Below are 26,654 nucleotides of genomic sequence, written 5' to 3' on the forward strand. Positions count from 1 at the left end.
GAATCTTTCTAGATTTCTATTTCTTAGAGTCGGTGAGTAGCAAGGATTAAAGTCAAATCACAGCCGACGCGACGATCCGCCGCTTTGCAGCCACTCGCGGGACAGAAAATCACCTCCGGTTGACGGATCTTGGGATAGCTTGAATTTCGCAAGTTATTTCAGGAGGATGGCGGGAAATGGAATTCGGCGCTATCTGTGGATAAGCTGGGGAGGAAAAAGAGCGACGAAGAGCCTATCCCCAGAACGCACAAGCAGGCCTGATCCGCATCCGCAGGAACTGCGAATGTGGAAAACCGGGCGGTTTTCCCGAGGCCTGGTTCCGGCCTGGGAGAACCCAATGGTCTCTCCCGAGTTATCAACAAAGGGTTAAGTTTAGCGTGGAGAACAGAAAAAACTTCTTCCATCTGCATCTCATATCTGACTCGACGGGCGAGACTCTCATCTCCGCCGGCAGGGCGGCCTCGGCGCAATTCCAGTCGTCGCTAGCGGTGGAGCATGTCTATCCGCTGATCCGCAACCGCAAACAGTTGCTGGCCGTGCTCGAAGCGCTCGACCGCGAGCCGGGCATCGTCCTTTATACCATCGTCGATCAGGAACTGGCCGAACTCATCGATCAGCGATGCCGGGAAATGGGCCTTCCTTGCGTCAATGTTCTCGAACCGGTCATGGCGACCTTCCAGGCCTATCTCGGCGCCCCATCGCGCCGTCGGGTTGGCGCCCAGCACGCACTCAATGCGGATTATTTCAAGCGCATCGAAGCGCTCAATTTCACCATGGATCACGACGATGGCCAGATGCCGGAGGATTATGATGAGGCGGATGTCGTGCTGATCGGCATCAGCCGCACTTCGAAAACCCCGACCAGCATCTATCTCGCCAATCGTGGCATCAAGACCGCCAACATTCCGATCGTGCCGGGTGTGGAACTGCCCGATAGCCTGTACCGGGCGACCCATCCGTTGATCGTTGGTCTCATTGCGACCACCGACCGGATCAGCCAGGTGCGCGAAAACCGCGAGCTCGGCGTCACCCAGGGTTTCGACCGGCGCCACTATACGGACCGCGCGACGATCAATGAGGAACTGAAATATGCCCGCGCGCTCTGCGCTCGCCAGAACTGGCCGGTCATCGATGTGACGCGCCGGTCGATCGAGGAGACGGCCGCCGCAATCGTTGCGCTGCGCCCGAAGCTGCGTTAAGCGAATCCGCTCGCAGCCTTTGGGAGATTTTCGTGACAGCGCCCCTCGTACTTGCCTCCTCCAGCCCCTTCCGCCGGATGCTGATGGAAAATGCCGGCCTGACGTTTGAAAGCCGTGCGGCCGAGATCGACGAGCGAAAGATCGAGGCCGGATTGGAAGGCGCAAGCCCTGACCAGGTGGCGTTGACGCTTGCCAAGGCAAAGGCGGTGGATGTGACACGCCATTTCCCGGGCGCGCTGGTGATCGGCTCGGATCAGACCATGTCGCTCGGAAGCCGGGTTTATCACAAACCGAAGACCCTTGCCGAAGCGAAAGAGAATCTGCTTTCCCTTTCAGGCAAGACCCATCGACTGAACAGTGCAATTGCTTTTACGCGTGATCACGAGATCGTCTGGGAGCAAGTCGCGCATGCGGACCTGACCGTCCGCGCGCTGAACGAAACCTTCGTCGATCGCTACCTGTCGCGGGTCGGCGAAAAGGTCTACGGGAGCGTCGGGGCCTATCAGCTCGAAGGGGAGGGTATCCAGTTGTTTTCAAGGATCGAGGGTGATTATTTCACCATCCTCGGCCTGCCCATGCTGCCGCTCCTCGAGAAGCTGCGCGAATTGGGAGCGATCGATGGCTGATTCACGTGAAACATTTTTGGTTAATGCTTTCGTAACCGGCTGGCCGGTGAAGCATTCACGCTCGCCGCTGATCCATGGTCACTGGCTGAAACAGTTCGGCATTGCCGGGTCCTACACGGCTGAGGCTGTCACAGAAGCCGATTTTCCCGCCTTCATCCAATCGCTGAAAGACGGGAGCTCCGGTTTTCGCGGCGGCAATGTCACCATTCCCCATAAGGAACTTGCCTTTAAGCTGGCTGACCGGCCGGATGATCTTGCCGAAGAACTCGGGGCATCGAACACGCTCTGGATGGAAGACGGACTACTGCATGCCGCCAATACTGACGGCCACGGTTTTACCGCCAATCTCGACGACCGTCATCCAGGCTGGGACAGCACCGGCCGTGCGGTCATCTTCGGCGCCGGCGGTGCAAGCCGCGCTGTCATCCAGGCGATACGGGATCGCGGCGTCAGTGAGATCCACGTGGTCAACCGGACTGTTTCACGGGCCGAGGAACTCGCCGATCGCTTTGGTTCGAAAGTCCATGCCCATCCTGTCGAAGCGCTTGACGAGGTCATGTCCGGCGCAGGCCTTTTTGTGAACACGACATCGCTTGGCATGGACGGCAGCGAAGCGCCGGAGATTGACTTCTCACCGCTGGCGTCCGGCGCAGTCGTCACCGATATCGTCTACGTACCCTTGAAAACGCCGCTGCTTACTCAGGCCGAAGAACAGGGTTTCGCGACCGTCGACGGGCTCGGCATGCTGTTGCACCAGGCTGTGCCCGGCTTCGAAAAATGGTTCGGCCGTCGCCCGGTTGTCGATAAAACTCTTCGGGACCTTGTCATCGCCGATATGGAAAAACACGGATGATCGTCATCGGCCTCACCGGGTCCATAGGAATGGGAAAGTCCACGACTGCGAAAATGTTCGCGGAAGAGGGTGTCCCGGTGAATGACGCCGATGCCGTCGTCCATGATCTCTACCGCACCGATGCAGTGGCACCCGTCGGTGAAGCGTTTCCGGGCACGGTCAGGGATGGCGTCATCGACCGCCAGGAACTGTCCCGGCAGCTTTCGACCGCGCCCGAGAAATTCCAGGCCCTCGAAGCGATCGTCCATCCGCTGGTCCGCAAGCGTGAAGTCGATTTCCTGTCGCGCCACAGGGAGGCCCGTACCGACCTCGTGCTCCTCGATATTCCGCTTCTCTTCGAAGTGAAGGGCGAGGATCGCGCCGATGTTATTGTTGTTGTCACCTGCGATCCACAGATACAGCGCGACAGGGTGCTTGCGCGTCCCGGCATGACGGAGGAAAAATTGGCGATGATTCTCTCCCGCCAGATGCCCGATGCGGAAAAACGCAAAAGAGCCGATTTTCTCGTCGATACGGGCCTTGGACTGGAAGCGGCGAGGGAACGGGTACGCGAGATCATCGCGTCTCTGAAGGCCGGAAAGATGAGCGAGAAAAAGCCAAATGCGTGAGATCATCTTCGATACGGAAACCACAGGCCTCGAATCGAAGGTCGATCGGGTGATCGAAATCGGCGGCATTGAGCTGATCAACAATTTTCCGACCGGCAGGACGCTTCATCTCTACATCAATCCGGGCGACCGCAAGGTTCATCCGGACGCGCTTGCGGTCCATGGCATTACCGACGAGTTCCTGAAGGACAAGCCGAGCTTCGGCGATGTCGTCCAGCAGATCATCGAGTTCTTCGATGGCGCCAAGTGGATCGCCCATAATGCGACCTTCGACATGGGCTTCATGAATGCGGAGTTCGGTCGCCTCGGCCTGCCGCCGGTGATGTCCGACCAGGTCATCGACACTCTGGCCATGGCCCGCCGCAAACACCCGATGGGTCCGAATTCGCTTGATGCGCTCTGCCGCCGTTACGGCATCGACAACGCCCACCGCACCAAGCACGGCGCGCTGCTCGACTCCGAACTGCTCGCCGAAGTCTATATCGAGATGACGGGCGGCCGTCAGACGGCGCTCGGCCTGATGGGCAACGAACGGTCTGCGACGGTGATCGAGGTCGATGAAGTCGTGGTGGCGGTGACCGGCCGCCCGCGGCCGCTTGACCGCCGGCTGACGGAAACCGAGATCGAAGCGCATGCAGCCATGGTCACGTCGCTGAAGGACAAGGCGGTCTGGCTGAAGTACAAGCAGGCCCAATAAAAAAGCCCAGGTCGAAACCCGGGCTCTTTCGTCAAATCGAAAAATCCGATCTCAGCTGTCGAGCGCCTGGACCTTGGAGCGGGCCTGTTCTTCGGCCATGCGCTGCGTGAACATCTGTGCGAAATCGATCGGGTCGATCATCAGCGGCGGGAAACCGCCGTTGCGGGTTACGTCGGCGATGATCTGGCGGGCGAACGGGAACAGGAGGCGCGGGCACTCGATGAAGAGGAGCGGCAGCATGTGCTCCTGGGGGAAACCCGTGATGCGGAAAACGCCGCCGTAGACCAGCTCGGCCGCGAAGACGATCTTGTCGCCTTCCTTGGCTTCGGCGTTCAGCGTCAGGATAACATCGAAATCGGCGTCGGAAAGCGGATTGGCATTGACGTTGACATTGATGTTGATCGCCGGCGCCTTGTCGCGCGCCTGCAGCGAGCGCGGAGCGCCCGGGTTCTCGAAGGAGAGATCCTTGGTGTATTGCGCCAGGATGTTGAGGGACGGGGTTTCGGCCTGGTTGTTATCATCTGCCATTGGGATTTCCTCGAGGCTTTGGAGCGTTGAGGCCCTCTAACATTTCGCTTGTGGGCTTACAACCCTGGCCAACGGGCTGAACCGCTCAAGGTTCCTTGCTTTTAGGTCCGGCCCAGGGCGAGGAGGGATCGGGATCGCGATGGTAGTCCTGCTCGTCGAGATCGACCACCGGCCCGGTTTTGTTGGCCTCCGGCGAAGGCCTCGGGCTTTCGTAGCGATAGCTCTTGCTGCGTTGCGAACGGACAACGACGATACGCCGGCCGATCACAGACCAGATCAGGCTGCGCACGAAGGGAATGAACAGCGCAAGCCCGATGATGTCGGTGATGAAACCGGGCAGCAGCAGCATGATGCCGGCAACGACGATCATCGCCCCGTCGATCAGTGCGCGGCCGGGTGCGCGGCCGTCGCGGCTCTCGGTGGAAATCTGTCTCAGGATCTGGGTGCCCTGGTTGCGCAGCAGGATGGCTCCGAGCACCGCCGTACCGATCACCAGGCCGAGCGTCGCCCAGAGGCCGAGTGCTTTGCCGACCAGCACAAAGCCCGCGATTTCGGCGAGCGGCCAGCCGATAAGAAGAAGCGGCACGAGAAAGAAGCGCATGGTATTCCCTGTGTCGTGATATCCAGAAGTGCGCAAAGCGCTAACGTCTTCGCCATTTGAATGATAGGCGTATGCAGACTATATGAGAAACTGCACCGAACTTTTAAACGCCAAATGCGGGTTAAGATGGGCTCTAACGACTTTATAACACTCTTTTTCCTCGTCGCAGCGGTTCTGATCTTCCTGCAACTGCGCAGTGTGCTCGGACGCCGGACGGGAAGTGAGAAGCCGCCGTTCGATCCTTACAGCCCCCGCGACGTCGCAAAAAACCCAGGCGGGGACGACAGCAAGGTCGTGACCCTGCCGCGCCGGGACGCCACGGAGGACGAGCAGCGTTATGCGGATGTCGACGCTCTCGCCAAGCCGGCTACGCCGCTTAACGCCGCGCTGCGCGAACTGGTCAAGTCCGATCCCGCTTTCCGTCCCCGCGAATTTCTGAATGGCGCCCGCATGGCGTACGAGATGATTGTCATGGCTTTTGCCGACGGCGACCGGAAGACGCTGAAAGGCCTTCTTTCGAAAGAGGTTTTCGACGGTTTCGATACGGCGATCACCGACCGGGAATCCCGCGGCGAAGTGGTGAAGTCCACCTTCGTCGGCATCGACAAGGCGGATATCACCCATGCCGCGGTCAAGGATGCCGAGGAGCAGATCACCGTCCGCATCGTCAGTCAGCTGATTTCCGCCACCTATGACAAGGCCGGCGCACTGATCGACGGCGACCAGGAAACCGTGGCCGAAGTCACCGACATCTGGACCTTCGCCCGCGACATCCACTCCCGCGATCCGAACTGGAGATTGGTCGCCACCGAATCCGAACAATGACCGTGATCTCTGCGGATTATACTCTACGGCCGGTACCCTTCTCCGATCTTGCGGGGTGGGGCGATGACGATCCGACGGCACTGTTTGCCGGCATGCGCGCGTCGCTTGAGCATATCCGCAAGGTCAAGCCATACCGCACCGGTTCCCTCGGCCTGACCGCCGAAGAACTCGGCACCCTCATCGAAGCCGCCCGGGACCTCCCGGGCGATGGCGTTTCCGCCAGGGCCTTTTTCGAAACCCATTGCACACCCTTCCTGATCGCGCGCAGCGACGGCCGGCGCGGTTTCGTTACCGCTTTTTATGAGCCGGAAATAGAGGTCTCGGAAACGCGGGACGAGGTCTGGGCGCATCCTTTCTATTATCGCCCGGACGATCTCATTGATCTCGACGACGGCAACCGTCCGGCAGGATTGGACTCCGGCTACATGTTTGGCCGGCAGACACCTGACGGAATCGAGCCTTATCCGGATCGCGGCGAGATCGACCGTGGTTTGCTCGAAGGCCGCGGCCTGGAGATCGCCTACGCGAAATCCAAGGTCGATGTCTTCTTCATCCACGTTCAGGGCGCCGCGAGGCTGAGATATCCGGACGGCAACATCCGGCGGATCACCTATGCCGCCAAGGCGGGTCATCCGTTCTCGCCGATCGGCAGGCTGCTGATCGACCGTGGCGAGATCGATCCTGCGAAGATTTCCATGCAGAGCATCCGAACCTGGCTGGCTGAGAATCCGGCTAAGGTTGATGAAGTGCTTTGGCACAATCGTTCATACATCTTCTTCCGGCAAGCGGATGTCTCCGATCCGTCGCTCGGACCGGTGGCCGCCGCCAAGGTGCCGCTGATCCCGGGGCGCTCGCTGGCGGTCGATCGCCAGATCCACACGTTCGGTTTTCCCTTCTTTATCCGTTCCGAGACGCTGACCCATATGGATGGCGGCAAACCCTTCGCGCGGCTGATGTTGGCGCTTGATACTGGCTCGGCGATCGTTGGACCGGCGCGCGGTGACATTTTTACCGGCTCAGGCTTCGAGGCGGGCGAGCTTGCCGGAACCGTGCGCAACGATGCGGACTTCTATATTCTCATCCCCAAGGCAGCGTCTGTCAGGTACGGCAGATGAAGGGCGGTCGCAAACTCGATCCGGAAGAGCGGATATTGTGGGGAAGGGTCGCGAAGTCGGCCCGCGCCTTGCCCGGCCGTATGAAGGAGATCCTGCAATTCGAGGAAGCGGAGGCCGCAAAGATTGCCGCGGAGGAAGCGGCTGTCGAAGCGAAAAAGCCGAAACCCGCGCCGCGGCAGGAAAGTTATGCGGTCGAACTTCCGGTTGCCGTCCCCTCCAGGCGCCCCGTAGGCTCTCATCAGCCGCTCGAAAAGCCCGTCAAGAAAAAGCTCGCCAAGGGCCGGCTGCCGATCGACGCCCGGCTCGATCTGCACGGACTATTTCAGGGCGAGGCCCACGACCTGCTTCTCGACTTTTTGCTGCGGGCCCATGAACGCGGGCTCCGCCATGTTCTGGTGATCACCGGCAAGGGCAGTTCGATGGGTAGCGAAGGCGCGCTCCGACGCGCCGTGCCCCTGTGGTTTTCGAAAGCCGAGTTCCGCTTCCTGATCTCCTCTTATGAATGGGCTGCGCGCCATCACGGCGGAGAGGGCGCCATGTATGTGCGGCTTTCCCGCAGCCGCGGAGATCGGGAATGACTCCCTTCGGTCATGCGTTGAGAGAGCTGCGCCGCCGCAAGGGCATCACCCAGCGCGAGCTTGCCGAGGCGATCGGCGTCACGCCTGCCTATCTTTCCGCCCTGGAGCATGGAAAGCGTGGTCGTCCGACGTTCGAACTGCTGCAGCGGATCGCCGGTTATTTCAACGTCATCTGGGACGAGGCGGAAGAACTTTTCCGGCTGGCCGAAGCGTCCCATCCGAAAGTCGTGCTCGATACCGCGGGTCTGCCGCCATCATACACCGGCTTTGCCAACCGTCTGGCGCAGCGGATTCGCTCTTTACCGCCCGACGTGATAGAGGAAATGGACACGCTCCTCAAAAAAGCCGAGATGCGAGGCTGAATTCGCTACGCATCCACGGCTTTCATGCCGTATTGGCGAGGCTCAACCTTTAGAAACCGCCCCGATTTCCCTATATTCTGAGGGTGGAATAGCCGGTGATTCGCTTCACCGGCATCTCAAACGAATTGGAAGATAATTGATGACCGATACACCCGTCAGCGATAATGGCGCGAGTGCCGAATACGGTGCCGACTCGATCAAGGTTCTGAAGGGCCTTGATGCAGTGCGCAAGCGCCCCGGCATGTATATCGGCGATACTGACGACGGCTCCGGCCTGCACCACATGGTCTACGAAGTCGTCGACAACGCGATCGACGAAGCGCTTGCCGGTCATGCCGACCTGGTTACCGTGACCCTTAATGCCGACGGTTCGATCACCGTCACGGACAACGGACGCGGCATCCCGACCGACATTCACACCGGCGAAGGCGTCTCCGCTGCCGAAGTGATCATGACCCAGCTCCATGCGGGCGGTAAGTTCGACCAGAACTCCTACAAGGTGTCCGGCGGTCTGCACGGCGTCGGTGTCTCGGTCGTCAACGCATTGTCCGTCTGGCTGAAACTGCGCATTCGCCGCAATGGCAAACTCCACGAGATTTCCTTCACACATGGTGTCGCCGACGGACCGCTCAAAGTCATCGGCGAATACGAAGGCCGTTCCGGAACCGAGGTCACCTTCCTCGCCAGCTCCGACACCTTCACGATGACCGAATACGACTATGGCACGCTCGAGCATCGCCTGCGCGAACTGGCCTTCCTGAATTCCGGCGTTAGAATCCGGCTAACGGACAAGCGCAAGCCGGACATCAAGGAGGAAGAGATGCTGTATGACGGCGGTCTCGAAGCCTTCGTCCGTTATCTCGATCGCTCCAAGAAGCCGCTGGTCGACAAGCCCGTCGCCATCAAGGGCGAGAAGGACGGCATGACGGTCGAAGTAGCCATGTGGTGGAACGACAGCTACCACGAAAACATGCTCTGCTTCACCAACAACATTCCCCAGCGCGATGGCGGCACCCATATGGCCGGCTTCCGGGGCGCGCTGACGCGCCAGGTGACGTCCTATGCGGATAGTTCCGGTATCACCAAAAAGGAAAAGGTAACGCTGCAGGGAGAAGACTGCCGCGAGGGCCTGACCGCCGTACTTTCCGTCAAGGTGCCCGACCCCAAGTTCTCGTCGCAGACCAAGGACAAGCTCGTGTCGTCGGAAGTTCGGCCGGTGGTCGAAAGCCTGATGAACGAAGCGCTGAGCACCTGGTTTGAAGAACATCCGACCGAAGCGAAGATCCTCGTCGGCAAGGTGGTCGAAGCTGCCGTCGCCCGCGAAGCCGCCCGCAAGGCCCGCGAATTGACCCGCCGCAAGGGCGTGCTCGACATCGCCTCGCTGCCCGGCAAGCTTGCCGACTGCTCCGAGCGCGATCCGGCCAAGTCCGAACTTTTCCTCGTCGAGGGCGATTCCGCCGGCGGTTCCGCCAAGCAGGGTCGTTCGCGAGAGAACCAGGCGATCCTCCCGCTCCGCGGCAAGATCCTCAACGTCGAGCGTGCTCGTTTCGACAAGATGCTCGGAAGCCAGGAAATCGGCACGCTGATCACCGCGCTCGGCACGTCGATCGGCAAGGACGAGTTCAACGCCGACAAGCTGCGTTACCACAAGATCATCATCATGACGGACGCCGACGTTGACGGCGCCCATATCCGCACCCTGCTTCTGACCTTCTTCTTCCGCCAGATGCCGGACCTGATCGAACGCGGCCATATCTATATCGCCCAGCCGCCGCTCTATAAGGTCAGCCGCGGCAAGTCGATCCAGTACCTGAAGAACGAAGGTGCGCTGGAAGAGTACCTGATCACCATGGGCCTTGAGGAAGCGACCCTGACGCTCGGTTCCGGTGAAGTGCGTGCCGGCCAGGATATGCGCGAAGTCATCCAGGATGCACTGCGCCTGCGCAGCCTGGTCGAGGGCCTGCATTCCCGCTATAGCCGCTCGATCATCGAACAGGCTGCGATCGCCGGTGCGCTCAATCCGGAGCTTACCGACAATCACGAACGGGCCCAGCAGACCGCCGACGAAGTCGCTCGTCGCCTCGATATGATCGCCGAGGAGACCGAACGCGGCTGGTCAGGCCATGTGACCGACGAGGGCGGCCTGCGTTTCGAGCGGATGGTGCGCGGCGTCAAGGAAGTCGCGGCCGTTGACGTGGCGCTGATCGGCTCGGCCGATGCCCGCCATATCGACCAGATGACCCCGCGCCTGCAGGAAATCTACCGCACCCCGCCGGTCCTCACGCGCAAGGACGGCCAGCAGGAAATGTCCGGCCCCCGCGCCCTCCTGGAATCGATCTTCGCAACCGGCCGCAAGGGCCTCTCCATGCAGCGTTACAAGGGCCTCGGCGAGATGAATGCCGAGCAGCTCTGGGAAACGACGCTCGATCCGAACGTCCGCTCGCTGCTGCAGGTCAGGGTGAACGATGCGACCGATGCCGATGGTCTCTTCTCACGCCTGATGGGCGACGAAGTCGAACCGCGCCGCGAGTTCATCCAGGATAACGCCCTGAGCGTTGCCAACCTCGACATCTGAGGTCTAAGCTTCATTAACAATGAAAGCGGCGGTCCGGATCGGGCCGCCGCTTTTTGTTTGTCCAGTTCAAAAGTGTTTCACGTGAATCTTTTCTGTGGATAGGGATTCACGTGAAACAATTTCGAGAGATCGCCGGCGCTCAGGGCTCTCCGGTAAATTTTCCTTCGAAGGCGATTTCCGAAACCGGCTTGCGCTTGCTCGGGAATTCCCGCTCGGCAAGATCGTCGGGCAGGGTGGTTCTGTCGGCCATCCGGCCGATCGCAGCCGCTGCCTCGGCCCGGTAACCTTCCGGAATGCCAAGCACTTCGACGGCCTTTTCCTTGTCGAAACCCTCCATGCCATGCGCGTGATAACCGAGTTTCATCGCCTGGCAGATCACCGAGAACCAGGCGGCACCCGTATCGTAGGAATGGGTATAGGCGAGCCGGCGCTCGCCATTGCTTGCCACGCGATAGGTCTTCGAGACGACGATCATCAGCGCTGCCGCGTTCTGCGCCCAGCGCTGGTTACCCGGCGAAAGAATGTCGACGAGCACCGGAAAAGATGGCGTGCCGCGCAGCGCATAGATGAAACGCCAGGGTTGGTTGTTGCCGGAGGAGGGCGCCCAGTGAGCGGCATCGAGGATCGTCAGCATGGTAGCCTGATCGATCGTCTCCTCGGTAAACGCCCGCGGCGACCAGCGGTCGAGGAAAAATGTATCGATCGGAAACTCCGAGTCGCGGCTGTTGCTGCTGGTCATGGGCATTCTCCGAAATTGCAGGTCGTGAGTAGGTTTAACATTAACAATAAGCCCGGCGACCTGGTTGGCAACAGACTTCTGGTTGGCTGAAAACGGGGGTGACAAGCCGTGGCGCATGTTTCATAAACCTCCTCGATAAATGGAGGACCATGTTTTGAAACTGATGCGCATTGGTGAGCCGGGCCATGAAAAGCCGGCACTTTTTGACAACAAGGGCAAGATCCGCGATCTGTCCGGCCATGTCGCCGACATCGCCGGACCTGCGATTTCCCCGGAAGGCCTTGCCAGGATCGCCGCTCTCGATCCGGAAAGCCTGCCCGAACTGCAGCCGACCCGCATCGGCGCCTGCGTCGCCGGCACCGGGAAGTTCATCTGTATTGGCCTCAACTATTCCGACCACGCGGCCGAAACCGGCGCGACCGTACCGCCTGAGCCGATCATCTTCATGAAGGCGACCTCCGCCATCGTCGGCCCGAACGACGACGTGGTCATCCCGCGTGGTTCCCAGAAGACAGACTGGGAAGTCGAGCTCGGGGTGGTCATCGGCAAGACTGCGAAATATGTCTCGGAAGTTGATGCGATGGATTATGTCGCCGGCTACTGCCTGACCAACGACGTTTCCGAACGCGCCTTCCAGAGCGAGCGCTCGGGCCAGTGGACCAAGGGCAAGTCCTGCGACACCTTCGGCCCGATCGGCCCCTGGCTCGTCACCAAGGACGAAATCGCCGATCCGCAGAACCTCGGCATGTGGCTCACGGTCAATGGCGAGAAGATGCAGAACGGATCCACGAAGACGATGGTCTACGGCGTCCGTTATCTCGTCTCCTACCTCAGCCAGTTCATGTCGCTGCATCCGGGCGACATCATCTCCACCGGCACGCCTCCGGGCGTCGGCCTCGGCATGAAGCCGCAGCGCTTCCTGAAACCCGGCGAAGTCGTCGAACTCGGCATCGACGGCCTCGGCACCCAGCGCCAGACCTTCGTTGCTGACGTCTAAATAATAGGAGGACTCATGCCCGCCGGCGGGCATGAGTCCTTAACCAGGCTTGGAAGGTGGAACTTTAAGGCTTACATGTCATTCTCAAGACAGCAGAATGATCTGCCGCCCCGCCTTCCTCTTGGCCAATTCAGCCGGTATTCCCCATAATGTTGCATCGCAATAGAAAAGTGCTTGCCTATCCTCACACTGCTCCTGAACCGATCGGTTCGATGTCCCTGTCGAATGCGCTGTCGGAAATCACGAAAGGTAGCACGTCGATGTTCTATCAGTTCTACGAGATGAACCACGCCGCGATGGCTCCCGTCCGCGCCGCCGCGGATGCCATGCACTTCTTCTATTCCAATCCGCTCAATCCGTTTTCCCACACCACGATGGGCCGCACGCTGTCCGCCAGCCTTGAAGTCTTCGAGCGCGTCACGCGCCGTTACGGCAAGCCGGCCTTCGATCTCCCCTTCACGACTGTCGATGGTGAGACCGTCGCGGTAACGGAAGAGATCGTCTGGACCAAGCCTTTCTGCAATCTCCTGCATTTCCGCCGCGATCTGCCCACCGGTCGTGCCCCGGATCAGAAGATCCTGATCGTTGCGCCGATGTCCGGCCACTATGCGACGCTGCTGCGCGGCACCGTGGAAGCGCTGCTGCCGAGCGCGGACGTCTACATCACGGACTGGATCGATGCCCGCATGGTGCCGATCACCGACGGCCGCTTCGATCTCGACGACTATATCGACTACATCATCGAGATGCTGCATGCGATCGGCCCCGGCGCCCATGTCATCGGGGTCTGTCAGCCTTCCGTCCCGGTGCTGGCTGCCGTGGCGGTGATGGAATCGCAGCGCGACCAGATGGTTCCGGCTTCGATGATCCTGATGGGCGGTCCGATCGACACCCGCATCAACCCGACCGCCGTCAACAAGCTTGCGGAAGAACATCCGATCGAATGGTTCCGCGATAACGTCATCATGAACGTGCCGTGGCCGCATACGGGTTTCATGCGCCGCGTCTATCCGGGCTTCCTGCAATTGTCCGGCTTCATGTCGATGAACCTTGACCGCCATGTCAGCGCCCACAAGGAATTTTTCCAGCACCTCGTCAAGAACGACGGCGAGTCTGCCGAGAAGCATCGCGAGTTCTACGACGAATATCTGGCGGTCATGGACCTCACCGAGGAATTCTACCTCCAGACGGTCGACACGGTCTTCATCAAGCATTCACTGCCGAAGGGCGAGATGATGCACCGGAATGTACCGGTCGATACTAAGCTCATCCGTCAGGTGGCGCTTCTGACCGTCGAGGGCGAGAACGACGATATCTCCGGTCTCGGCCAGACCAATGCGGCGCAGACCATCTGCCCCAATATCCCCGATGACATGCGCCTGCATTACATGCAGCCGGATGTCGGCCATTACGGCGTGTTCAACGGCTCGCGTTTCCGCCGCGAGATCGCGCCTCGCATCGTTGCCTTCACCCAGAAACATGCCAGGTCTGTGATCAAGAAGACTCCGGTCAAGCGGGTCATCAAGGGCGGCAAGGCCGGCTAAGTCCGGTCGCGTCTTCGAATTCTGGTTTATATTTCAGCATCTTCTTGAATTTAATGATCCGTCTTCTTGAAGGCGGATCATGGGCTCACCAAATCGAATTCAGTCGGGCTGGCATGTGGCCACCCGCTGAAACATCAGGGTGTGACCAATGAACCAGTCAGCATTGATTCGTCCGGAGTGGACGCCGGCTACCATCGCGCTCATGGTGCTCGGTTTCGTCGTTTTCTGGCCGCTCGGCCTTGCCATGCTCGCCTACATTCTGTTCGGGGAGAGGCTCCGCGGCTTCAAGCGTGATGCCAACCACCGCGCCGACCGGATGTTCGCCGGCTGCCGTCGGGCGAAATCCCGCTACAACACGCATTTCACCACCGGCAACGTTGCCTTTGACGACTGGCGCAAGACCGAGATCGACCGGATCGAGGAAGAGCGCCGCAAGCTGGATGAGATGCGCGAAGAATTCGACAACTATGTCCGCGAGCTTCGCCGCGCCAAGGACCAGGAAGAATTCGACCGCTTCATGCGCGAGCGGCAGAACCGTTCCTCCGGTCAAAACCCGGTTGTCGATCTCTGATCCTCCCAGGGATTCACGTGAAACGTGATGGGGAGCCGGCGTCGTTTAGACGCCGGCTTTCTTATGGAAAGGAATCGGCTAGAAAGGGTCCATGTTCGCGCTTCTGAAAAAGCCAGTCCGCTCCAAGCCGAAACCGCTCGAAACGGTGAAGCGGACCCTTGATGTCGGTGATCGGGCGATGCCGCTGACGATCAGGGAAAACCGCCGCGCCACCCGCATCACGCTCAGGATCGAACCCGGCGGCCGCGCGCTCAACCTTACGGTGCCAGCGGGTCTGCTGAAGCGCGAGATCGACGATTTCCTCGACCGTCACCAGGGCTGGCTCCTCACCAAGCTCGCCAAATTTTCGGCCGATAACCCGATCCGATCAGGCGGCCGCATCGCCTTTCGCGGCGTGCCCCATCGGATCGAACATACCGGCACGCTGCGCGGCCTCACCGAAGCGGTGCTGGTCGATGGCGAACCGGTGCTGCGGGTCAGCGGCCTCGAGGATCACATGGGCCGGCGGCTCTCCGCCTTCTTCAAGAAGGAAGCGCGCAAGGATCTCGAAGTGCTGGTCGCCCGCCACGCCGCCGGCATCCGCAAACCGGTCAAATCGGTCTCCATGAAGGACACCCGCAGCCGTTGGGGCTCCTGTTCCTGGGACGGAAACCTCAGTTTTTCCTGGCGCATCGTCATGGCCCCGCCTCTCGTCATCGATTATCTCGCCGCCCATGAAGTGGCGCACCTGAAGGAGATGAACCACGGCCCGAAATTCTGGGCGCTGTGCCGAGAGCTCTGCCCGCGCATGGAAGAGGCCCGAAAATGGCTGAAACAGCATGGGTCCCAACTACATGCGATTGATTTCGAGTGACGAAGAAGGAAGCGCGAAAGGCGGTCGGCAGCGGCGGACGTGGCACCCCCCTCTGCCCTGCCGGGCATCTCCCCCTCAAGGGGGAGATTGGCTGGGAGCCTGCTCACAGTCCTCCATTGAGCGTCATATTTTTCGCGGCGGCGTTTTGGAGGCGGGGAGCGTGCCGCTTGTGATCTCCCCACCTGAGGGGGGAGATGCCCGGCAGGGCAGAGGGGGGGTGCTTAGGCAAATCAGTCACTTGGGAAACAAAAGCATAAAAATACACCCTCGCTCATCCCCACCCCTCGACCCCGTGCCTACAATCCACCCGTCCCGTTTCGGCTACACCGGCCCGCATGACCGGCGAGACGGGACCGGTGCCTTGATGATCTGCCGTCATGCAGGTGGGTCGCCAGGGGCTGCGCAGAAAATGGTCTCCCTCTCGCTCTGAGGCGGGGCGTGCGTGTGTCGCACACAACCCGGTATGGCATTCCGCAAGGACGCAAGACCATACCGCCGCAGAGGGACCGGAGTTGCGCGGAAAAACACACCGAACGGGGCACGTCGCGTGTCATTATTAAATTTCAATTCGAGGCACACGACGTGTCCCGGCCGATCCTCGGGGAGAACCCGAAGACGAAAATAACCAGGATCGCCAAGGGGTCACTCCGTCTGCTATGATTTGCCTCGACTCCGGCGGAATTTCATGCCACTCCGCACCTCATGAAACCTGATATCAAGATTTGCGGGTTGAAAACCCCCGAGGCTGTTGATCGCGCCGTGGCGCGGGGCGCCTCGCATATCGGCTTCATCTTTTTCGCCAAGAGCCCGCGTTATGTGGAACCGGACCTGGCCGGAGACCTCGCCGATCGAGTCCGCGGGCGGGTGAAGCTCGTCGCGGTGACCGTTAATGCCGACGACGAGGAACTCGACGACATCGTCTCGATGGTGCGGCCGGACATCCTGCAACTGCATGGCAATGAGAGCCCGGAACGGGTTCTGCAGGTAAAAGCGCTTTTCGGTCTGCCGGTCATGAAGGCATTTTCCGTGAAGGAAGCTGGCGATCTCGACCGGATCGATCCTTATATCGGCGTTGCCGATCGCTTTCTTTTCGATGCCAAAGCGCCCGCCGGATCCGAATTGCCGGGTGGCAACGGCATTTCCTTCGACTGGAGCCTGATGGCTTCCCTTGACGAGGGCGTGGATTACATGCTTTCGGGAGGATTGAACAAGGATAATGCCGTTATTGCCCTCAAATCGACGCGGGCAAGCGGTATCGACTTATCGTCCGGCGTGGAAAGCGCGCCGGGCATCAAGGACCTTGGAATGATCGATGCCTTTTTCGATGCCGTCGCAGAGGCGGGTCGAAAGGGCGCGTGAGGGAGTAGAGAGTGAACGAGACGCCACAACCCAATTCGTTCCGTGCCGGCCCCGACGAGGATGGCCGTTTCGGTATTTTCGGCGGGCGCTTTGTCGCCGAAACGCTGATGCCGCTGATCCTGGATCTCCAGGGCGAATGGGAAAAGGCGAAGAACGATCCCTCCTTCCAGAAGGAACTGGCTGATCTCGGCGCCCATTACATCGGCCGTCCGAGCCCGCTTTATTTCGCCGAGCGTCTGACCGAACATCTCGGCGGCGCCAAGATCTATTTCAAGCGCGAAGAGCTGAACCATACCGGTTCGCACAAGATCAACAACTGCATTGGCCAGATCCTGCTCGCCAAGCGCATGGGCAAGACCCGAATCATCGCCGAGACCGGCGCCGGCCAGCATGGCGTCGCGTCGGCGACCGTTGCCGCCCGCTTCGGTTTCCCTTGCGTCGTCTACATGGGTGCGACCGACGTTCAGCGCCAGGCGCCGAACGTTTTCCGCATGAAGCTTCTCGGTGCTGAAGTCCGCCCGGTGACCGCCGGTCACGGCACGCTGAAGGACGCCATGAACGAGGCGTTGCGTGACTGGGTCACCAATGTCGACGACACCTATTACCTGATCGGCACCGCCGCCGGCCCGCATCCCTATCCGGAAATGGTCCGCGACTTCCAGTCGGTGATCGGCACCGAAGCCCGCGCCCAGTTGCTGGAAGCCGAAGGCAGGCTGCCGGATGTCGTCATCGCCGCCGTTGGCGGCGGTTCGAACGCGATCGGCATCTTCCATCCGTTCCTGGACGACAAAAGCGTCCGGATCGTCGGCGTCGAAGCTGGCGGCCGTGGCCTCCAGGGCGTCGATCATTGCGCCTCGATCACTGCCGGATCGCCGGGCGTCCTGCATGGCAACCGTACCTATCTGCTGCAGGATGGCGACGGCCAGATCCTCGAAGGCCATTCGATTTCGGCCGGCCTCGATTACCCGGGCATCGGTCCGGAGCATAGCTGGCTGCATTCCATCGGGCGCGCCGAATACGTGCCGATCATGGATGACGAAGCGCTCGACGCTTTCCAGATGCTGACCCGTCTCGAAGGCATCATCCCGGCGCTGGAGCCGAGCCATGCGCTCGCCGAAGTGATCAAGCGCGCCCCGAAGATGGGCAAGGACGAAATCATCCTGATGAATCTGTCGGGCCGTGGAGACAAGGACATCTTCACCGTCGGCAAGATTCTCGGCATGGAGCTTTGATATGACCGCTCGTATGGACAAACGTTTCGCGGCCCTGAAGGCCGAGGGTCGCCCCGCGCTGATCACCTATATCATGGGCGGCGATCCGGATTTCGAAACCTCGCTCGGCATCATGAAGGCATTGCCTGATGCCGGTGCCGATCTGATCGAGCTCGGCATGCCGTTTTCCGATCCGATGGCCGATGGCCCGGCGGTCCAGATGGCCGGTCAGCGCGCCCTGAAGGGCGGTCAGACGCTCGCAAAGACGCTCAAGCTTGCGGCCAGTTTCCGCGAAACCGATACCGAAACGCCGATCGTGATGATGGGTTACTACAACCCGATCTATGTCTACGGCGTCGAGAGATTCCTCGATGACGTGATTGCGTCGGGCATCGACGGCCTGATCGTCGTCGATCTGCCGCCGGAAATGGATGACGAGCTTTGCATCCCGGCACTGGCCAAGGGCGTCAACTTCATCCGCCTCGCCACCCCGACCACCGACGACAAGCGCCTTCCGGCCGTTCTCAAGAACACGTCGGGTTTCGTCTATTACGTCTCGATGAACGGCATTACCGGATCGGCCCTTCCGGATCCGTCGCTGATCGGCGGAGCCGTCAAGCGCATCAAGGGCCACACGGCTCTGCCGGTCTGCGTCGGTTTCGGCGTCAAGACCGCGGATCACGCCAAGGCAATCGGCGCTGCGGCGGATGGCGTCGTTGTCGGCTCGGCAATCGTCAGCCAGATCGCCGGAAGCCTCACCAAGGATGGCAAGGCTGGTCCGGATACCGTCGCTGCGGTCGCAACCCTGGTTCGCGGTCTTGCAACCGGCGTGCGCGCTGCCCGCCTTGTTGCCGCCGAATAGTTTCCCACATTAGGCTTCAGTTAATCGGGAGTACGCCAAGTGAACTGGATCACCAATTACGTCCGGCCGCGCATCAACTCCATGCTCGGTCGTCCCAACCGGGACGTTCCGGAAAATCTCTGGATCAAGTGCCCGGAAACCGGCGAGATGGTCTTTCATAAGGACCTGGAAGAGAACAAGTGGGTCATCCCCGCTTCCGGCTTCCACATGAAGATGCCGGCCAAGGCCCGCCTCGTCGATCTTTTCGATGGCGGTGTCTTCGAAGCGTTGCCGCAGCCGAAGGTCGCCCAGGATCCGCTGAAATTCCGCGATTCCAAGCGTTATGCCGATCGCCTGAAGGATAGTCGCGTCAAGACCGAGCAGGAAGACACGATTCTCGCCGGCCTCGGCGAGGTCCAGGGCCTGAAGCTGGTCGCCGTCGTGCATGAATTCAACTTTATCGGCGGTTCGCTCGGCATGGCGGCTGGTGAGGCGATCGTCCGGGCTTGCGAACGGGCGCTCACCGAAAAATGCCCGCTGGTGATCTTCCCGGCCTCCGGCGGCGCTCGCATGCAGGAAGGCATCCTGTCGCTGATGCAGCTTCCGCGCACCACGGTTGCGGTCGACATGCTGAAGGAAGCAGGCCTGCCTTATATCGTCGTGCTCACCAACCCGACGACCGGCGGTGTCACCGCCTCCTACGCCATGCTGGGTGATGTCCATATTGCCGAGCCCGGCGCCGAAATCGGCTTTGCCGGCAAGCGCGTCATCGAACAGACGCTGCGCGAAAAGCTGCCTGAAGGCTTCCAGACGTCGGAATACCTGCTGGAGCATGGCATGGTCGATATGGTGGTAAAGCGCCACGAGATTCCATCGACACTGGCCAAGATCCTGAAGATGCTGACGAAACAGCCTGTTCAGGAAGTGCTTCCGGCGCCCATCGCGCTCAGCGCCTGACCGAGAGAGAGCATCGAGAGCCGGAGCGGCGGGATGACCACCATGAACGAGCCCGTTGTGAGCGAGGCCGAGCGGGAAATTGAACGACTGATGACCCTTCATCCGAAGGGTTTCGATCTTTCGCTCGACAGGATCACCCGCCTGCTCGAGATACTCGGCAATCCGCACAGGAAGCTGCCGCGCGTCATCCATGTGGCCGGCACCAATGGCAAGGGCTCCGTGACCGCCTTCTGCCGTGCCCTGCTCGAGGCAGGCGGTTACGCCACGCATGTCCACACGTCCCCGCATCTCGTCAACTGGCATGAACGCTATCGGATCGGCGTCAAGGGCGGCCGCAGCCGGATCGTCGGCGACGAGATGCTGGCGGATGCGTTACGACGCATCGCGGCGGCCAATAACGGCCAGATGATTACCGTCTTCGAGATCCTCACAGCGGCGACTTTCCTCCTGTTCTCCGAACAGCCTGGCGATGCGGTGATCCTCGAAGTCGGCCTCGGCGGTCGTTTCGATGCCACCAATGTCATTTCAGATCCTGCGGTTTCGGTCATCATGCCGATCTCGCTCGACCACCAGGCCTATCTCGGCGACCGCGTCGAACTGATTGCCGCCGAAAAGGCCGGGATCATGAAGCGCGGCCGTCCCGTCGTCATCGGCCATCAGGAATTTGAAGCGGCCCGCGACGTGCTGATCTCGACCGCCGAGCGGCTCGGCTGTCCGACCGCCGTCTACGGCCAGGAATTTTCGGCCCATGAGGAATTCGGCCGGCTGATCTACCAGGATGAGTTCGGTCTTGCCGACCTGCCTTTGCCACGCCTGCCGGGGCGTCACCAATACGCCAATGCCGCCGCCGCCATCCGCGCCGTCAAGGCTGCCGGCTTCACGGTCACCGAAGCGATGATGGAAAAGGCGATGGCGACCGTCGAATGGCCGGCCCGCCTCCAGAAGCTGACCGAAGGCAAACTGCTGCAATATGCGCCCGAAGGCTCCGAAATCTGGCTGGATGGCGGGCACAATCCCGGCGCCGGCGAGGTGATCGCCGAGGCGATGGCATCCTTCGAGGAACGCCAGGCCCGGCCGCTTTATATCATTGCCGGCATGATCAACACCAAGGACCCGATCGGCTATTTCCGTGCCTTTGCCGATATCGCCGAACACGTCTTCACCGTGCGCATCCGCGGCAGCGAATCGGGTCTCGACCCGGTGGTTCTAGCCCATGCCGCCTTCGATGCGGGCTTGGTGGCCGAGCCCGCCGGCTCCACGGCCGAGGCGTTGCAGGAAATCGCCCGCCGCCAGGTGCCGGGCGCTCCGCCGCCGCGCATCCTGATCGGCGGTTCGCTTTATTTCGCCGGCAACGTACTTGCCGACAACGGCACCCCGCCGACCTGACCGGGAAGGGCGCGACCGACATAGAAAAAGCCCGGCTGCAGGGATCAGCCGGGCTTTTTTATGCGGGCATGCGACTGGAAGTTAGGCGGCGCTGGAAATCCAGGCCGAAAGGGCGGTCTTCGGAGCGGCGCCAACCTTGATGTCGGCCACTTCGCCACCCTTGAACATGGCAAGCGTCGGGATCGAACGCACGCCGAACTGGGCAGCCAGTTCAGGATTTTCGTCGATATTCAGCTTGACGACCTTCACCTTGCCGGCGAGCTCGTTCGAAATTTCTTCGAGGCTCGGACCGATCATTTTGCAGGGGCCGCACCATTCAGCCCAGAAATCCACGATCACCGGCTCGGCTGCATCGAGGACTTCGGCCTGAAAGTTGCTGTTATCGACTTTAACGGTAGCCATAGGGCTCTCCTTCACGATTCTCTGTTGGTGTAAATGTGAGCTTCCCGCTCAAAGTTTTCAATGGCCGCTATCTCACTTTGTTTTGAGTTCCGCAAGCGAGCGTGACAGCAGTTCCGCAGGCAGCGTAACCACCTGCGCCGACTCGGTATAGACCAGCACGCATTCGAAACTTTTCGCCGGATAAAGCGGCCGCAGGATTTCGCAATAGATGGCGAGCTGCGCCCGATGCGAAAGCGGCACGTCCTCCAACGTTTTCGGCGGCACGCGATTGGTCTTGTAGTCGAGGATGATCACCCGGTTCTCGGTCACCACCAGCCGGTCGATGCGGCCGGAGATCGCGTAGTCACGGCCCTCGAGCGCCAGCGTACCCATGATCGAGACTTCCGACTGGCTGCGCTGCGAAAAGACCGGCCCGAGTTCGGCGTGCGAAAGCACCGACATGACGCTGGCGACGAGCTTTTCGCGCTCCGCCACCGGCCAGAAACGGGCGGCGCGGTCCGCATAACGGCGGGCGGCAGAGACACGTTCGGGCTCTGGAAAATCCGTCAGCATCTGCAGCATGCGGTGGACCAGCTTGCCCTTCTGCAGCGCCAGCCCGGCACTGTCCTTCTGATCGGCAAACAGCGGCGAAGTGACGATCAGGTCGTCCGCATCGTCATCGATCATCGTGCCGGCGCCGGAAGGGCTGAGCGGCCGCGGCAGGATCTTTTGCGCCGGCAGGGGGCGGGAGAGGCTTGCCGGAAGCGGCCTTCTGTCCGCTGCCGCGGCCTCCTTGTGCGCAGTCTTCGGTGCCCGGCCGGGAGCGGCCGGGAGGCGCCACCTGAAACCGCCCCATTGGTCGTCGGAACCCTGAAACTCCGCCGCGCTGCAATGATGTTCGTCTGCGGCAAGCGCCTTGGAGATCATCGACTGCCAGGTATCTGGATTGTCGATCTTGCCGCGATAGCCGCAGACGATCAGCCGGTCGGCGGCTCGCGTCATGCCGACATAAAGCAGCCGGCGATATTCCTCCTCGGTCGAGGTCCTGATCCGATCGTCATCGGCTGATGTCATCGCATTGGTCAGCATCTTGCCCGGAACCCAGGCCGGCACGCTGTCACCACCGATCCGGAGCAGCCGGAATTTTGGCACATGCGAGGAAATGAACGCCTTCGAGCCGCTGTCGACGAGGAACACCACCGGCGCCTCCAGGCCCTTGGAGGCGTGCACGGTCATGATCCGCACCTCGTTGCGACCGCCGTCCTGTTCGCGCTTCACCTCCGGCGATTCGATTTCCAGCGTCGAGATGAAGGCCTGCAGGCCCGGCAATCCATTGGTCTCGTGGTCGAGCGCAAAAGTCAGGAACTCGTCGAGAATGTCACCGGCCTCGGTCCCGAGCCGGCCAAGGAATTTCCGCCGCCCGCCCTGCGCGCCGAGAATCCGGGCAAACAGATCGTGCGGGCTGAGCTGCCGCGAGAGGCTGAGAAGGTGCTGAAGCCGGTCGGCCGCATCGCGGAACCGGAGCGGCTGTTCGTCGCTCAGACGGTTGAGTTGCGTCCAGGCACTGATGTTCTCGACCCGCAGTGCCGCGACTTCGAAGACATCCTCCTCGGAGAGATTGAAGAGCGGGCTCTTGAGCAGCGCCGCCAGCGAAAGATCGTCCTGCGGCAGCAGCAGAAAGCGGCCAAGCGCCAGGAGATCCTGCACCGCGATATGGCTCGTCAGCCGCAGCCGGTCGGCGCCGGCGACGGGAATATTGTCGCGGCGTTTCAGTGCCCGGGTCAGTGCATTGACGAAGGCGTCGCGCTTTCGGACCAGAACGAGGATGTCACCGGCCTCGATCGGCCGTTCGACGCCCTTTTCAATGATCGTTTCCTTGCCGATCATCTCCTCGATCCGGTTGGCGATCCGGCCGGCGAGAATGGCGGAAGGCGCCTTGTCGGGCGTCGAATCGAAAGGCGCCGTCCAGTCTTCCTCCTGCCCGGCGACTTCCGGCACTACCACGTCCCAGAGATCGACAGCGCCCGGGTGGCCGATCCGGTTGGAGCGGTGCTGCACCGGTTCGCCCAGCGCGCTGAGGCCCCGAAAATTCTCCTCCAGAGAAAACACCTGGTCGACGGCTGCGAGCACATCGGCCGTGGAGCGGAAGGAGAGGGGCAGCCGCACCGAGTGGAAGGCCTGGTCGCTGGCCCGCACCCGTTTTTCCGTCTCGCTGCGTTCTTCCGCAAACCGTTCCGGCCGGGCCCCCTGGAAGGAATAGATCGACTGCTTTTCGTCACCGACGGCAAAGATGGTGCGGCGGGTCTCGCGGGCGCTGGCGCCGGAATAGAAATCCTCCGCCAGCGACTTGATCACCGTCCACTGGATCGGGCTGGTGTCCTGCGCCTCGTCGACGAGAATGTGGTCTATTCCCTGGTCGAGCTTGTAATGCACCCAGGCGCCGACGCCGTCGCGGGTCAGAAGATCGGCGGTGCGGGCGATCAGGTCCTCGAAGTCGAGCAGGCTGCGTTGTTTCTTCAGGTCTTCGTAATCGTCGTTGAGGCGTTGCGCCAGCGTCAGCGCCGCCTTGGTAGCGAGGAACATCCGGACCAGCCGCAGTCGGTCGCGGCAAGCGACGACGTGGTTGCGGGCGGTGGCCACGGCATCGGCCAGTTCTGGTGCCGTCGTTGTCATCGCCTTGGCGATCAGCGAACTGTCGGCTTTCGGCTTGCCCTCGCGGGTGAGAAAGATCTGGTCGAGATGCTGGGCTCGCTTCAGGACATCCGGCTCCTTGGCGACAAGACGGAGACCATAGGCCACGTCCGTGACCTTCTGGCCGCCCTTCTGGTCGGCGAGCGCCAGATAGAGATCGAGCGTCAGGCCGGAAAGCCCGGGCAGCGGCCAGTAGCCGGCTGCGATACTGTCTTCCGTATCGGCCGGGCCGAGCCCCAAGGCGTGCTTGAGTTCTACGCCGATGCCGCCGTGCCGTTCGGCATGGGCAATGAAGCGGCGGATGGCGGTGCGCTTGGCGATGATGTCGCCGAGCAGCGTTTCGAGCCCGAATTCGTCTCCGAGATCCAGCACATGCGCAAAGGCTTCCGCGAGCACCGGGTCTTCTTCCGCAGAGGTCGCCGTCAGCAGCGAGCGGCGCGCATCGGCGAGCAGGGCAGAGGCGGCGCGGTCGTCGAGCACCGAAAAATGCCCGGCGACATTGGCTTCGAGCGGAAACTGGTGCAGCAGCGCTTCGCAGAAGGCGTGGATGGTCTGGATCTTCAGCCCGCCCGGCGTTTCCAGCGCCTTGGCGAACAGTCTTCGCGCTTCGGCGAGCTTGAGGAAATCCGGCTCAGCACCTTCGATGCTGGCGATCCGCTTGCGCAGTTCTTCGTCGGAAAGCACCGTCCATTCCGAAAGCCGCTGGAAGACGCGGTTCGACATCTCCGATGCCGCGGCCTTGGTGTAGGTGAGGCACAAGATGGACGAGGGCCGACAACCGGCGAGCAGCAGCCGGATAACCCGCTGGGTCAGCACATGCGTCTTCCCGGAACCGGCATTGGCCGAAACCCAGGCGGAACTTATGGGATCGGAGGCAAGCGATTGCTGCACCGTCGTCCAGTCGATCCACTTGATCGGATCGTCGCCTTCGGGAGCCAGGTCACTCATCGGCTTCCGCCTCCTCGTCGTCAGCCGTCGACCATTCGGCAACGCGGGCGAGATGGTCGTACTCGCCGCCGAAATCATTCTGGGCCATCGGCACGAGGCGGGATGCGAAGCCGGCTTCGCCATTGCGCAGCGTGATCACGAAGCGGGTGAGCTGCTCGATCGATTCGTCGGCCAGATCGATCGCCGATTTCGGCTGCCGCTTGGCCGTCGCGCTCGTCCCCTCGTTGTTGACCTTGTCCTCCCGGAACCGATCACCGGGACGAAGCCGGACATAGAGCAGATTGTCCGGCGTCAGCGAACCCGCACCCTTGAACGCCCCGGCCCTGAGCGCCGCCGCCTCAAGCCCGAGCTGCGGATCGAGCAGCGCCCGAGCCTGGGATACCGAGGGGTTGAGACCGGTCTTGTAGTCGATGAGATCGGCGAGACCCGATCCCTTGATATCGATCCGGTCCGCGATACCAGTGACGCGGATACCGGCTGGCTCCAGCTCCCAGCCGGCCCCGACTTCCGTCATCGTCCTGCGGATATCCGGCGCGCGCTCGACTTCCCAATCCAGGAACGCGCGGGCGACTTCGACAAAACGGGGCCGCCAGACGCGGTCGATATGGATTGGCAGTTGTTCGGCGTCGAACAATTCCTCGGTGATCCGGCGCATCGCCTCCCTTGCGGCAGGCGTACCGGGTTTATGGCCTTCGCGGGTATAACGGTCGATGATCGCGTGATAGAGCGTGCCGCGCTCGGAGGCGCCGGGATCTCGGTTGAACGGATCGAGCGGATCGAGTTTCAGGATGCGGCGGGCATAGATCGAATACGGGTCACGGCGCAGGCGTCCAACCTCGCTGAAGGAATACTTTACCGGCTGCAGGTCCGCCGGAGGTTTCGGGGCCGGGCGCTTAGCGACCGGCTGGTTTTCCCCGGCATCGATCATCGAGGCCCAATCGCGGTACTGATGGCCGCGTGTCCGGAGTTCGTCCGCAAACTGCCGTCCACCCAAGGCCAGCAGCCTCTGCAGCCAGCGTGAAGCGACAGTTGGCGTGGATCCTTGGCGCATCGAGCGCGAAAGGATCAGATGGCGTGTCCCGCAGGCCATTTCGAAATCGTGGGCAAGCTGGCCGATCCGGCGTTCCGGCGGTTCCAGGCCCATGTCGGTCTTCATAGTGCGGGACAGGAACGGGTTGTTGACCGTCTGCCCCGGCCAGGACCCCTCGTTGAGCCCGCCGAGGATCATCGTATCGACGCTCTGCAGCCGGGCTTCGAGCGTGCCGAAGATGAAGATGCGCGGATGGCTGAGCGAACGGGGCTTTACCGCCTCGCCCGTTGTCAGCGCCATAACGATATCGATCCATTGCGGACCGTCCGCCTCCATCTGTCCGTCAGTCTCGATGACTTCGGAGAGCAGCCCGGCCAGCCGTTCGCCAGCCTCGCCAGACCAGAGAGCCGCAAGATCCCGCCGTTCATCGATGCAGATCGCTTCAAGCGCGCGGCCGGTGCGATCGGCCCATTCGGATAGCGTGAGTTTTGCCGTAAGGCCGCGCCCATCCGGCCGGCGGCGGACGAGGGCGGAAGCGAGCGGCTCGACCGCTTTCGCCAGCCGCTGCGCAAGATCGCG

Annotated in this window: 25 protein-coding genes; 19 read left to right on the forward strand and 6 right to left on the reverse strand. The window is 61.4% G+C overall.

The genetic code is table 11. The features are described 5' to 3' along the window. Positions 1-377: 377 nt before the first annotated feature. Genes MOV63_RS08310 through dnaQ form a run of 5 tightly spaced genes read left to right on the forward strand, consistent with a single transcriptional unit; the run spans position 378 to position 3,983 of the window. Entirely contained in the window at positions 378-1,199 is an 822-nt protein-coding gene (locus tag MOV63_RS08310; protein WP_247033251.1) for a pyruvate, water dikinase regulatory protein, read from the forward strand. Between the two features lie 32 nt (positions 1,200-1,231). Further along, positions 1,232-1,825: a Maf-like protein gene (locus tag MOV63_RS08315; RefSeq protein WP_247033252.1), complete on the forward strand. Its 594-nt coding sequence runs from the start codon at positions 1,232-1,234 to the stop codon at positions 1,823-1,825. Continuing rightward, positions 1,818-2,678: a shikimate dehydrogenase gene (locus MOV63_RS08320; RefSeq protein WP_247033253.1), complete on the forward strand. Its 861-nt coding sequence runs from the start codon at positions 1,818-1,820 to the stop codon at positions 2,676-2,678. The genes MOV63_RS08315 and MOV63_RS08320 overlap by 8 nt, the downstream gene beginning before the upstream one ends. Continuing rightward, a complete protein-coding gene (gene coaE, locus MOV63_RS08325) occupies positions 2,675-3,286 on the forward strand; it encodes a dephospho-CoA kinase (RefSeq protein WP_247033254.1) in 612 nt (203 codons plus the stop codon). The genes MOV63_RS08320 and coaE overlap by 4 nt, the downstream gene beginning before the upstream one ends. Continuing rightward, positions 3,279-3,983, forward strand: a complete 705-nt coding sequence (gene dnaQ / locus MOV63_RS08330) for a DNA polymerase III subunit epsilon (protein ID WP_247033255.1) — start codon at positions 3,279-3,281, stop codon at positions 3,981-3,983. The genes coaE and dnaQ overlap by 8 nt, the downstream gene beginning before the upstream one ends. Positions 3,984-4,034: 51 nt before the next feature. Here the strand turns inward: dnaQ and secB are convergent, their stop codons facing one another. Both secB and MOV63_RS08340 read right to left on the reverse strand, forming a co-directional pair. Beyond that, a complete protein-coding gene (gene secB / locus MOV63_RS08335; protein ID WP_038591599.1) occupies positions 4,035-4,511 on the reverse strand; it encodes a protein-export chaperone SecB in 477 nt (158 codons plus the stop codon). Positions 4,512-4,596: 85 nt separating this feature from the next. Further along, the gene (locus MOV63_RS08340) at positions 4,597-5,112 is read right to left on the reverse strand and encodes an FxsA family protein (protein ID WP_247033257.1); all 516 of its coding nucleotides are present in this window, start codon (positions 5,110-5,112) and stop codon (positions 4,597-4,599) included. Positions 5,113-5,238: 126 nt separating this feature from the next. On the opposite strand from MOV63_RS08340, the gene MOV63_RS08345 reads away from it, so the two are divergent. The 5 genes from MOV63_RS08345 (at position 5,239) to gyrB (ending at position 10,567) form a co-directional block, all read left to right on the forward strand. Beyond that, positions 5,239-5,937, forward strand: coding sequence for a Tim44/TimA family putative adaptor protein (locus MOV63_RS08345; protein ID WP_038594330.1), 699 nt, complete (start codon positions 5,239-5,241; stop codon positions 5,935-5,937). Next, positions 5,934-7,052 carry a murein transglycosylase A gene (locus MOV63_RS08350; RefSeq protein WP_247033259.1) on the forward strand — a complete coding sequence of 373 codons (1,119 nt, stop codon included), beginning with the start codon at positions 5,934-5,936 and terminating at the stop codon, positions 7,050-7,052. The genes MOV63_RS08345 and MOV63_RS08350 overlap by 4 nt, the downstream gene beginning before the upstream one ends. After that, positions 7,049-7,630, forward strand: a complete 582-nt coding sequence (locus MOV63_RS08355) for a Smr/MutS family protein (RefSeq protein WP_247033262.1) — start codon at positions 7,049-7,051, stop codon at positions 7,628-7,630. Before MOV63_RS08350 ends, MOV63_RS08355 begins: the two co-directional genes overlap by 4 nt. Beyond that, positions 7,627-7,992, forward strand: coding sequence for a helix-turn-helix domain-containing protein (locus MOV63_RS08360; RefSeq protein ID WP_038547381.1), 366 nt, complete (start codon positions 7,627-7,629; stop codon positions 7,990-7,992). Before MOV63_RS08355 ends, MOV63_RS08360 begins: the two co-directional genes overlap by 4 nt. A gap of 139 nt (positions 7,993-8,131) precedes the next feature. Continuing rightward, entirely contained in the window at positions 8,132-10,567 is a 2,436-nt protein-coding gene (gene gyrB, locus MOV63_RS08365) for a DNA topoisomerase (ATP-hydrolyzing) subunit B (protein ID WP_247033264.1), read from the forward strand. Positions 10,568-10,706: 139 nt separating this feature from the next. On the opposite strand, the gene MOV63_RS08370 is transcribed toward gyrB, so the two are convergent. Then, entirely contained in the window at positions 10,707-11,306 is a 600-nt protein-coding gene (locus MOV63_RS08370) for a nitroreductase family protein (RefSeq protein WP_247033265.1), read from the reverse strand. A 154-nt stretch (positions 11,307-11,460) separates the two neighbouring features. Between MOV63_RS08370 and MOV63_RS08375 the strand changes: the two genes are divergently transcribed. From MOV63_RS08375 to MOV63_RS08415, 9 genes are all read left to right on the forward strand, one after another. Beyond that, positions 11,461-12,303 carry a fumarylacetoacetate hydrolase family protein gene (locus tag MOV63_RS08375; protein WP_247033266.1) on the forward strand — a complete coding sequence of 281 codons (843 nt, stop codon included), beginning with the start codon at positions 11,461-11,463 and terminating at the stop codon, positions 12,301-12,303. Positions 12,304-12,563: 260 nt separating this feature from the next. Further along, positions 12,564-13,847 (forward strand): polyhydroxyalkanoate depolymerase, encoded by a 1,284-nt coding sequence (locus MOV63_RS08380; RefSeq protein WP_247033280.1) that lies wholly within the window; start codon positions 12,564-12,566, stop codon positions 13,845-13,847. 148 nt (positions 13,848-13,995) lie between these two features. Beyond that, on the forward strand, positions 13,996-14,418 hold the full coding sequence (locus tag MOV63_RS08385; protein ID WP_038547389.1) for a DUF2852 domain-containing protein: 423 nt from the start codon (positions 13,996-13,998) through the stop codon (positions 14,416-14,418). 91 nt (positions 14,419-14,509) lie between these two features. Continuing rightward, the gene (locus MOV63_RS08390) at positions 14,510-15,271 is read left to right on the forward strand and encodes a M48 family metallopeptidase (protein WP_247033267.1); all 762 of its coding nucleotides are present in this window, start codon (positions 14,510-14,512) and stop codon (positions 15,269-15,271) included. Positions 15,272-15,973: 702 nt separating this feature from the next. Then, positions 15,974-16,630 (forward strand): phosphoribosylanthranilate isomerase, encoded by a 657-nt coding sequence (locus MOV63_RS08395; protein ID WP_247033268.1) that lies wholly within the window; start codon positions 15,974-15,976, stop codon positions 16,628-16,630. 11 nt (positions 16,631-16,641) lie between these two features. Continuing rightward, positions 16,642-17,862: a tryptophan synthase subunit beta gene (gene trpB, locus MOV63_RS08400; RefSeq protein WP_038547397.1), complete on the forward strand. Its 1,221-nt coding sequence runs from the start codon at positions 16,642-16,644 to the stop codon at positions 17,860-17,862. 1 nt (position 17,863) lies between these two features. After that, positions 17,864-18,703 (forward strand): tryptophan synthase subunit alpha, encoded by an 840-nt coding sequence (trpA, locus tag MOV63_RS08405; protein WP_038547400.1) that lies wholly within the window; start codon positions 17,864-17,866, stop codon positions 18,701-18,703. A gap of 39 nt (positions 18,704-18,742) precedes the next feature. Further along, complete coding sequence (gene accD / locus MOV63_RS08410; RefSeq protein WP_038547403.1) at positions 18,743-19,639, forward strand: acetyl-CoA carboxylase, carboxyltransferase subunit beta; 897 nt, start codon at positions 18,743-18,745, stop codon at positions 19,637-19,639. Between the two features lie 33 nt (positions 19,640-19,672). Further along, positions 19,673-21,025: a folylpolyglutamate synthase/dihydrofolate synthase family protein gene (locus MOV63_RS08415; protein ID WP_247033269.1), complete on the forward strand. Its 1,353-nt coding sequence runs from the start codon at positions 19,673-19,675 to the stop codon at positions 21,023-21,025. A gap of 81 nt (positions 21,026-21,106) precedes the next feature. Here MOV63_RS08415 and trxA read toward each other — a convergent pair whose 3' ends face one another. From trxA to addB, 3 genes are all read right to left on the reverse strand, one after another. Then, positions 21,107-21,427 carry a thioredoxin gene (gene trxA / locus MOV63_RS08420; RefSeq protein WP_038547409.1) on the reverse strand — a complete coding sequence of 107 codons (321 nt, stop codon included), beginning with the start codon at positions 21,425-21,427 and terminating at the stop codon, positions 21,107-21,109. A gap of 72 nt (positions 21,428-21,499) precedes the next feature. Further along, positions 21,500-25,045 (reverse strand): double-strand break repair helicase AddA, encoded by a 3,546-nt coding sequence (gene addA, locus MOV63_RS08425; protein WP_247033270.1) that lies wholly within the window; start codon positions 25,043-25,045, stop codon positions 21,500-21,502. Then, the coding region (gene addB / locus MOV63_RS08430) for a double-strand break repair protein AddB (RefSeq protein ID WP_247033271.1) at positions 25,038-26,654 on the reverse strand (1,617 nt) is incomplete at its 5' end. The genes addB and addA, both read right to left, overlap by 8 nt.

Source organism: Neorhizobium sp. SHOUNA12A (genome assembly GCF_023006505.1).
GTDB lineage: Bacteria > Pseudomonadota > Alphaproteobacteria > Rhizobiales > Rhizobiaceae > Neorhizobium.

Bases quoted from the DNA above. Each gene is read 5' to 3' on its own strand.
- MOV63_RS08320 (WP_247033253.1), top strand. From the start codon at position 1,818: ATGGCTGATTCACGTGAAACATTTTTGGTTAATGCTTTCGTAACCGGC.
- coaE (WP_247033254.1), top strand. From the start codon at position 2,675: ATGATCGTCATCGGCCTCACCGGGTCCATAGGAATGGGAAAGTCCACG.
- dnaQ (WP_247033255.1), top strand. From the start codon at position 3,279: ATGCGTGAGATCATCTTCGATACGGAAACCACAGGCCTCGAATCGAAG.
- secB (WP_038591599.1), bottom strand. From the start codon at position 4,511: ATGGCAGATGATAACAACCAGGCCGAAACCCCGTCCCTCAACATCCTG.
- MOV63_RS08340 (WP_247033257.1), bottom strand. From the start codon at position 5,112: ATGCGCTTCTTTCTCGTGCCGCTTCTTCTTATCGGCTGGCCGCTCGCC.
- MOV63_RS08345 (WP_038594330.1), top strand. From the start codon at position 5,239: ATGGGCTCTAACGACTTTATAACACTCTTTTTCCTCGTCGCAGCGGTT.
- MOV63_RS08350 (WP_247033259.1), top strand. From the start codon at position 5,934: ATGACCGTGATCTCTGCGGATTATACTCTACGGCCGGTACCCTTCTCC.
- MOV63_RS08355 (WP_247033262.1), top strand. From the start codon at position 7,049: ATGAAGGGCGGTCGCAAACTCGATCCGGAAGAGCGGATATTGTGGGGA.
- MOV63_RS08360 (WP_038547381.1), top strand. From the start codon at position 7,627: ATGACTCCCTTCGGTCATGCGTTGAGAGAGCTGCGCCGCCGCAAGGGC.
- gyrB (WP_247033264.1), top strand. From the start codon at position 8,132: ATGACCGATACACCCGTCAGCGATAATGGCGCGAGTGCCGAATACGGT.
- MOV63_RS08370 (WP_247033265.1), bottom strand. From the start codon at position 11,306: ATGACCAGCAGCAACAGCCGCGACTCGGAGTTTCCGATCGATACATTT.
- MOV63_RS08380 (WP_247033280.1), top strand. From the start codon at position 12,564: ATGTTCTATCAGTTCTACGAGATGAACCACGCCGCGATGGCTCCCGTC.
- MOV63_RS08385 (WP_038547389.1), top strand. From the start codon at position 13,996: ATGAACCAGTCAGCATTGATTCGTCCGGAGTGGACGCCGGCTACCATC.
- MOV63_RS08390 (WP_247033267.1), top strand. From the start codon at position 14,510: ATGTTCGCGCTTCTGAAAAAGCCAGTCCGCTCCAAGCCGAAACCGCTC.
- MOV63_RS08395 (WP_247033268.1), top strand. From the start codon at position 15,974: ATGAAACCTGATATCAAGATTTGCGGGTTGAAAACCCCCGAGGCTGTT.
- trpA (WP_038547400.1), top strand. From the start codon at position 17,864: ATGACCGCTCGTATGGACAAACGTTTCGCGGCCCTGAAGGCCGAGGGT.
- MOV63_RS08415 (WP_247033269.1), top strand. From the start codon at position 19,673: ATGACCACCATGAACGAGCCCGTTGTGAGCGAGGCCGAGCGGGAAATT.
- trxA (WP_038547409.1), bottom strand. From the start codon at position 21,427: ATGGCTACCGTTAAAGTCGATAACAGCAACTTTCAGGCCGAAGTCCTC.
- addA (WP_247033270.1), bottom strand. From the start codon at position 25,045: ATGAGTGACCTGGCTCCCGAAGGCGACGATCCGATCAAGTGGATCGAC.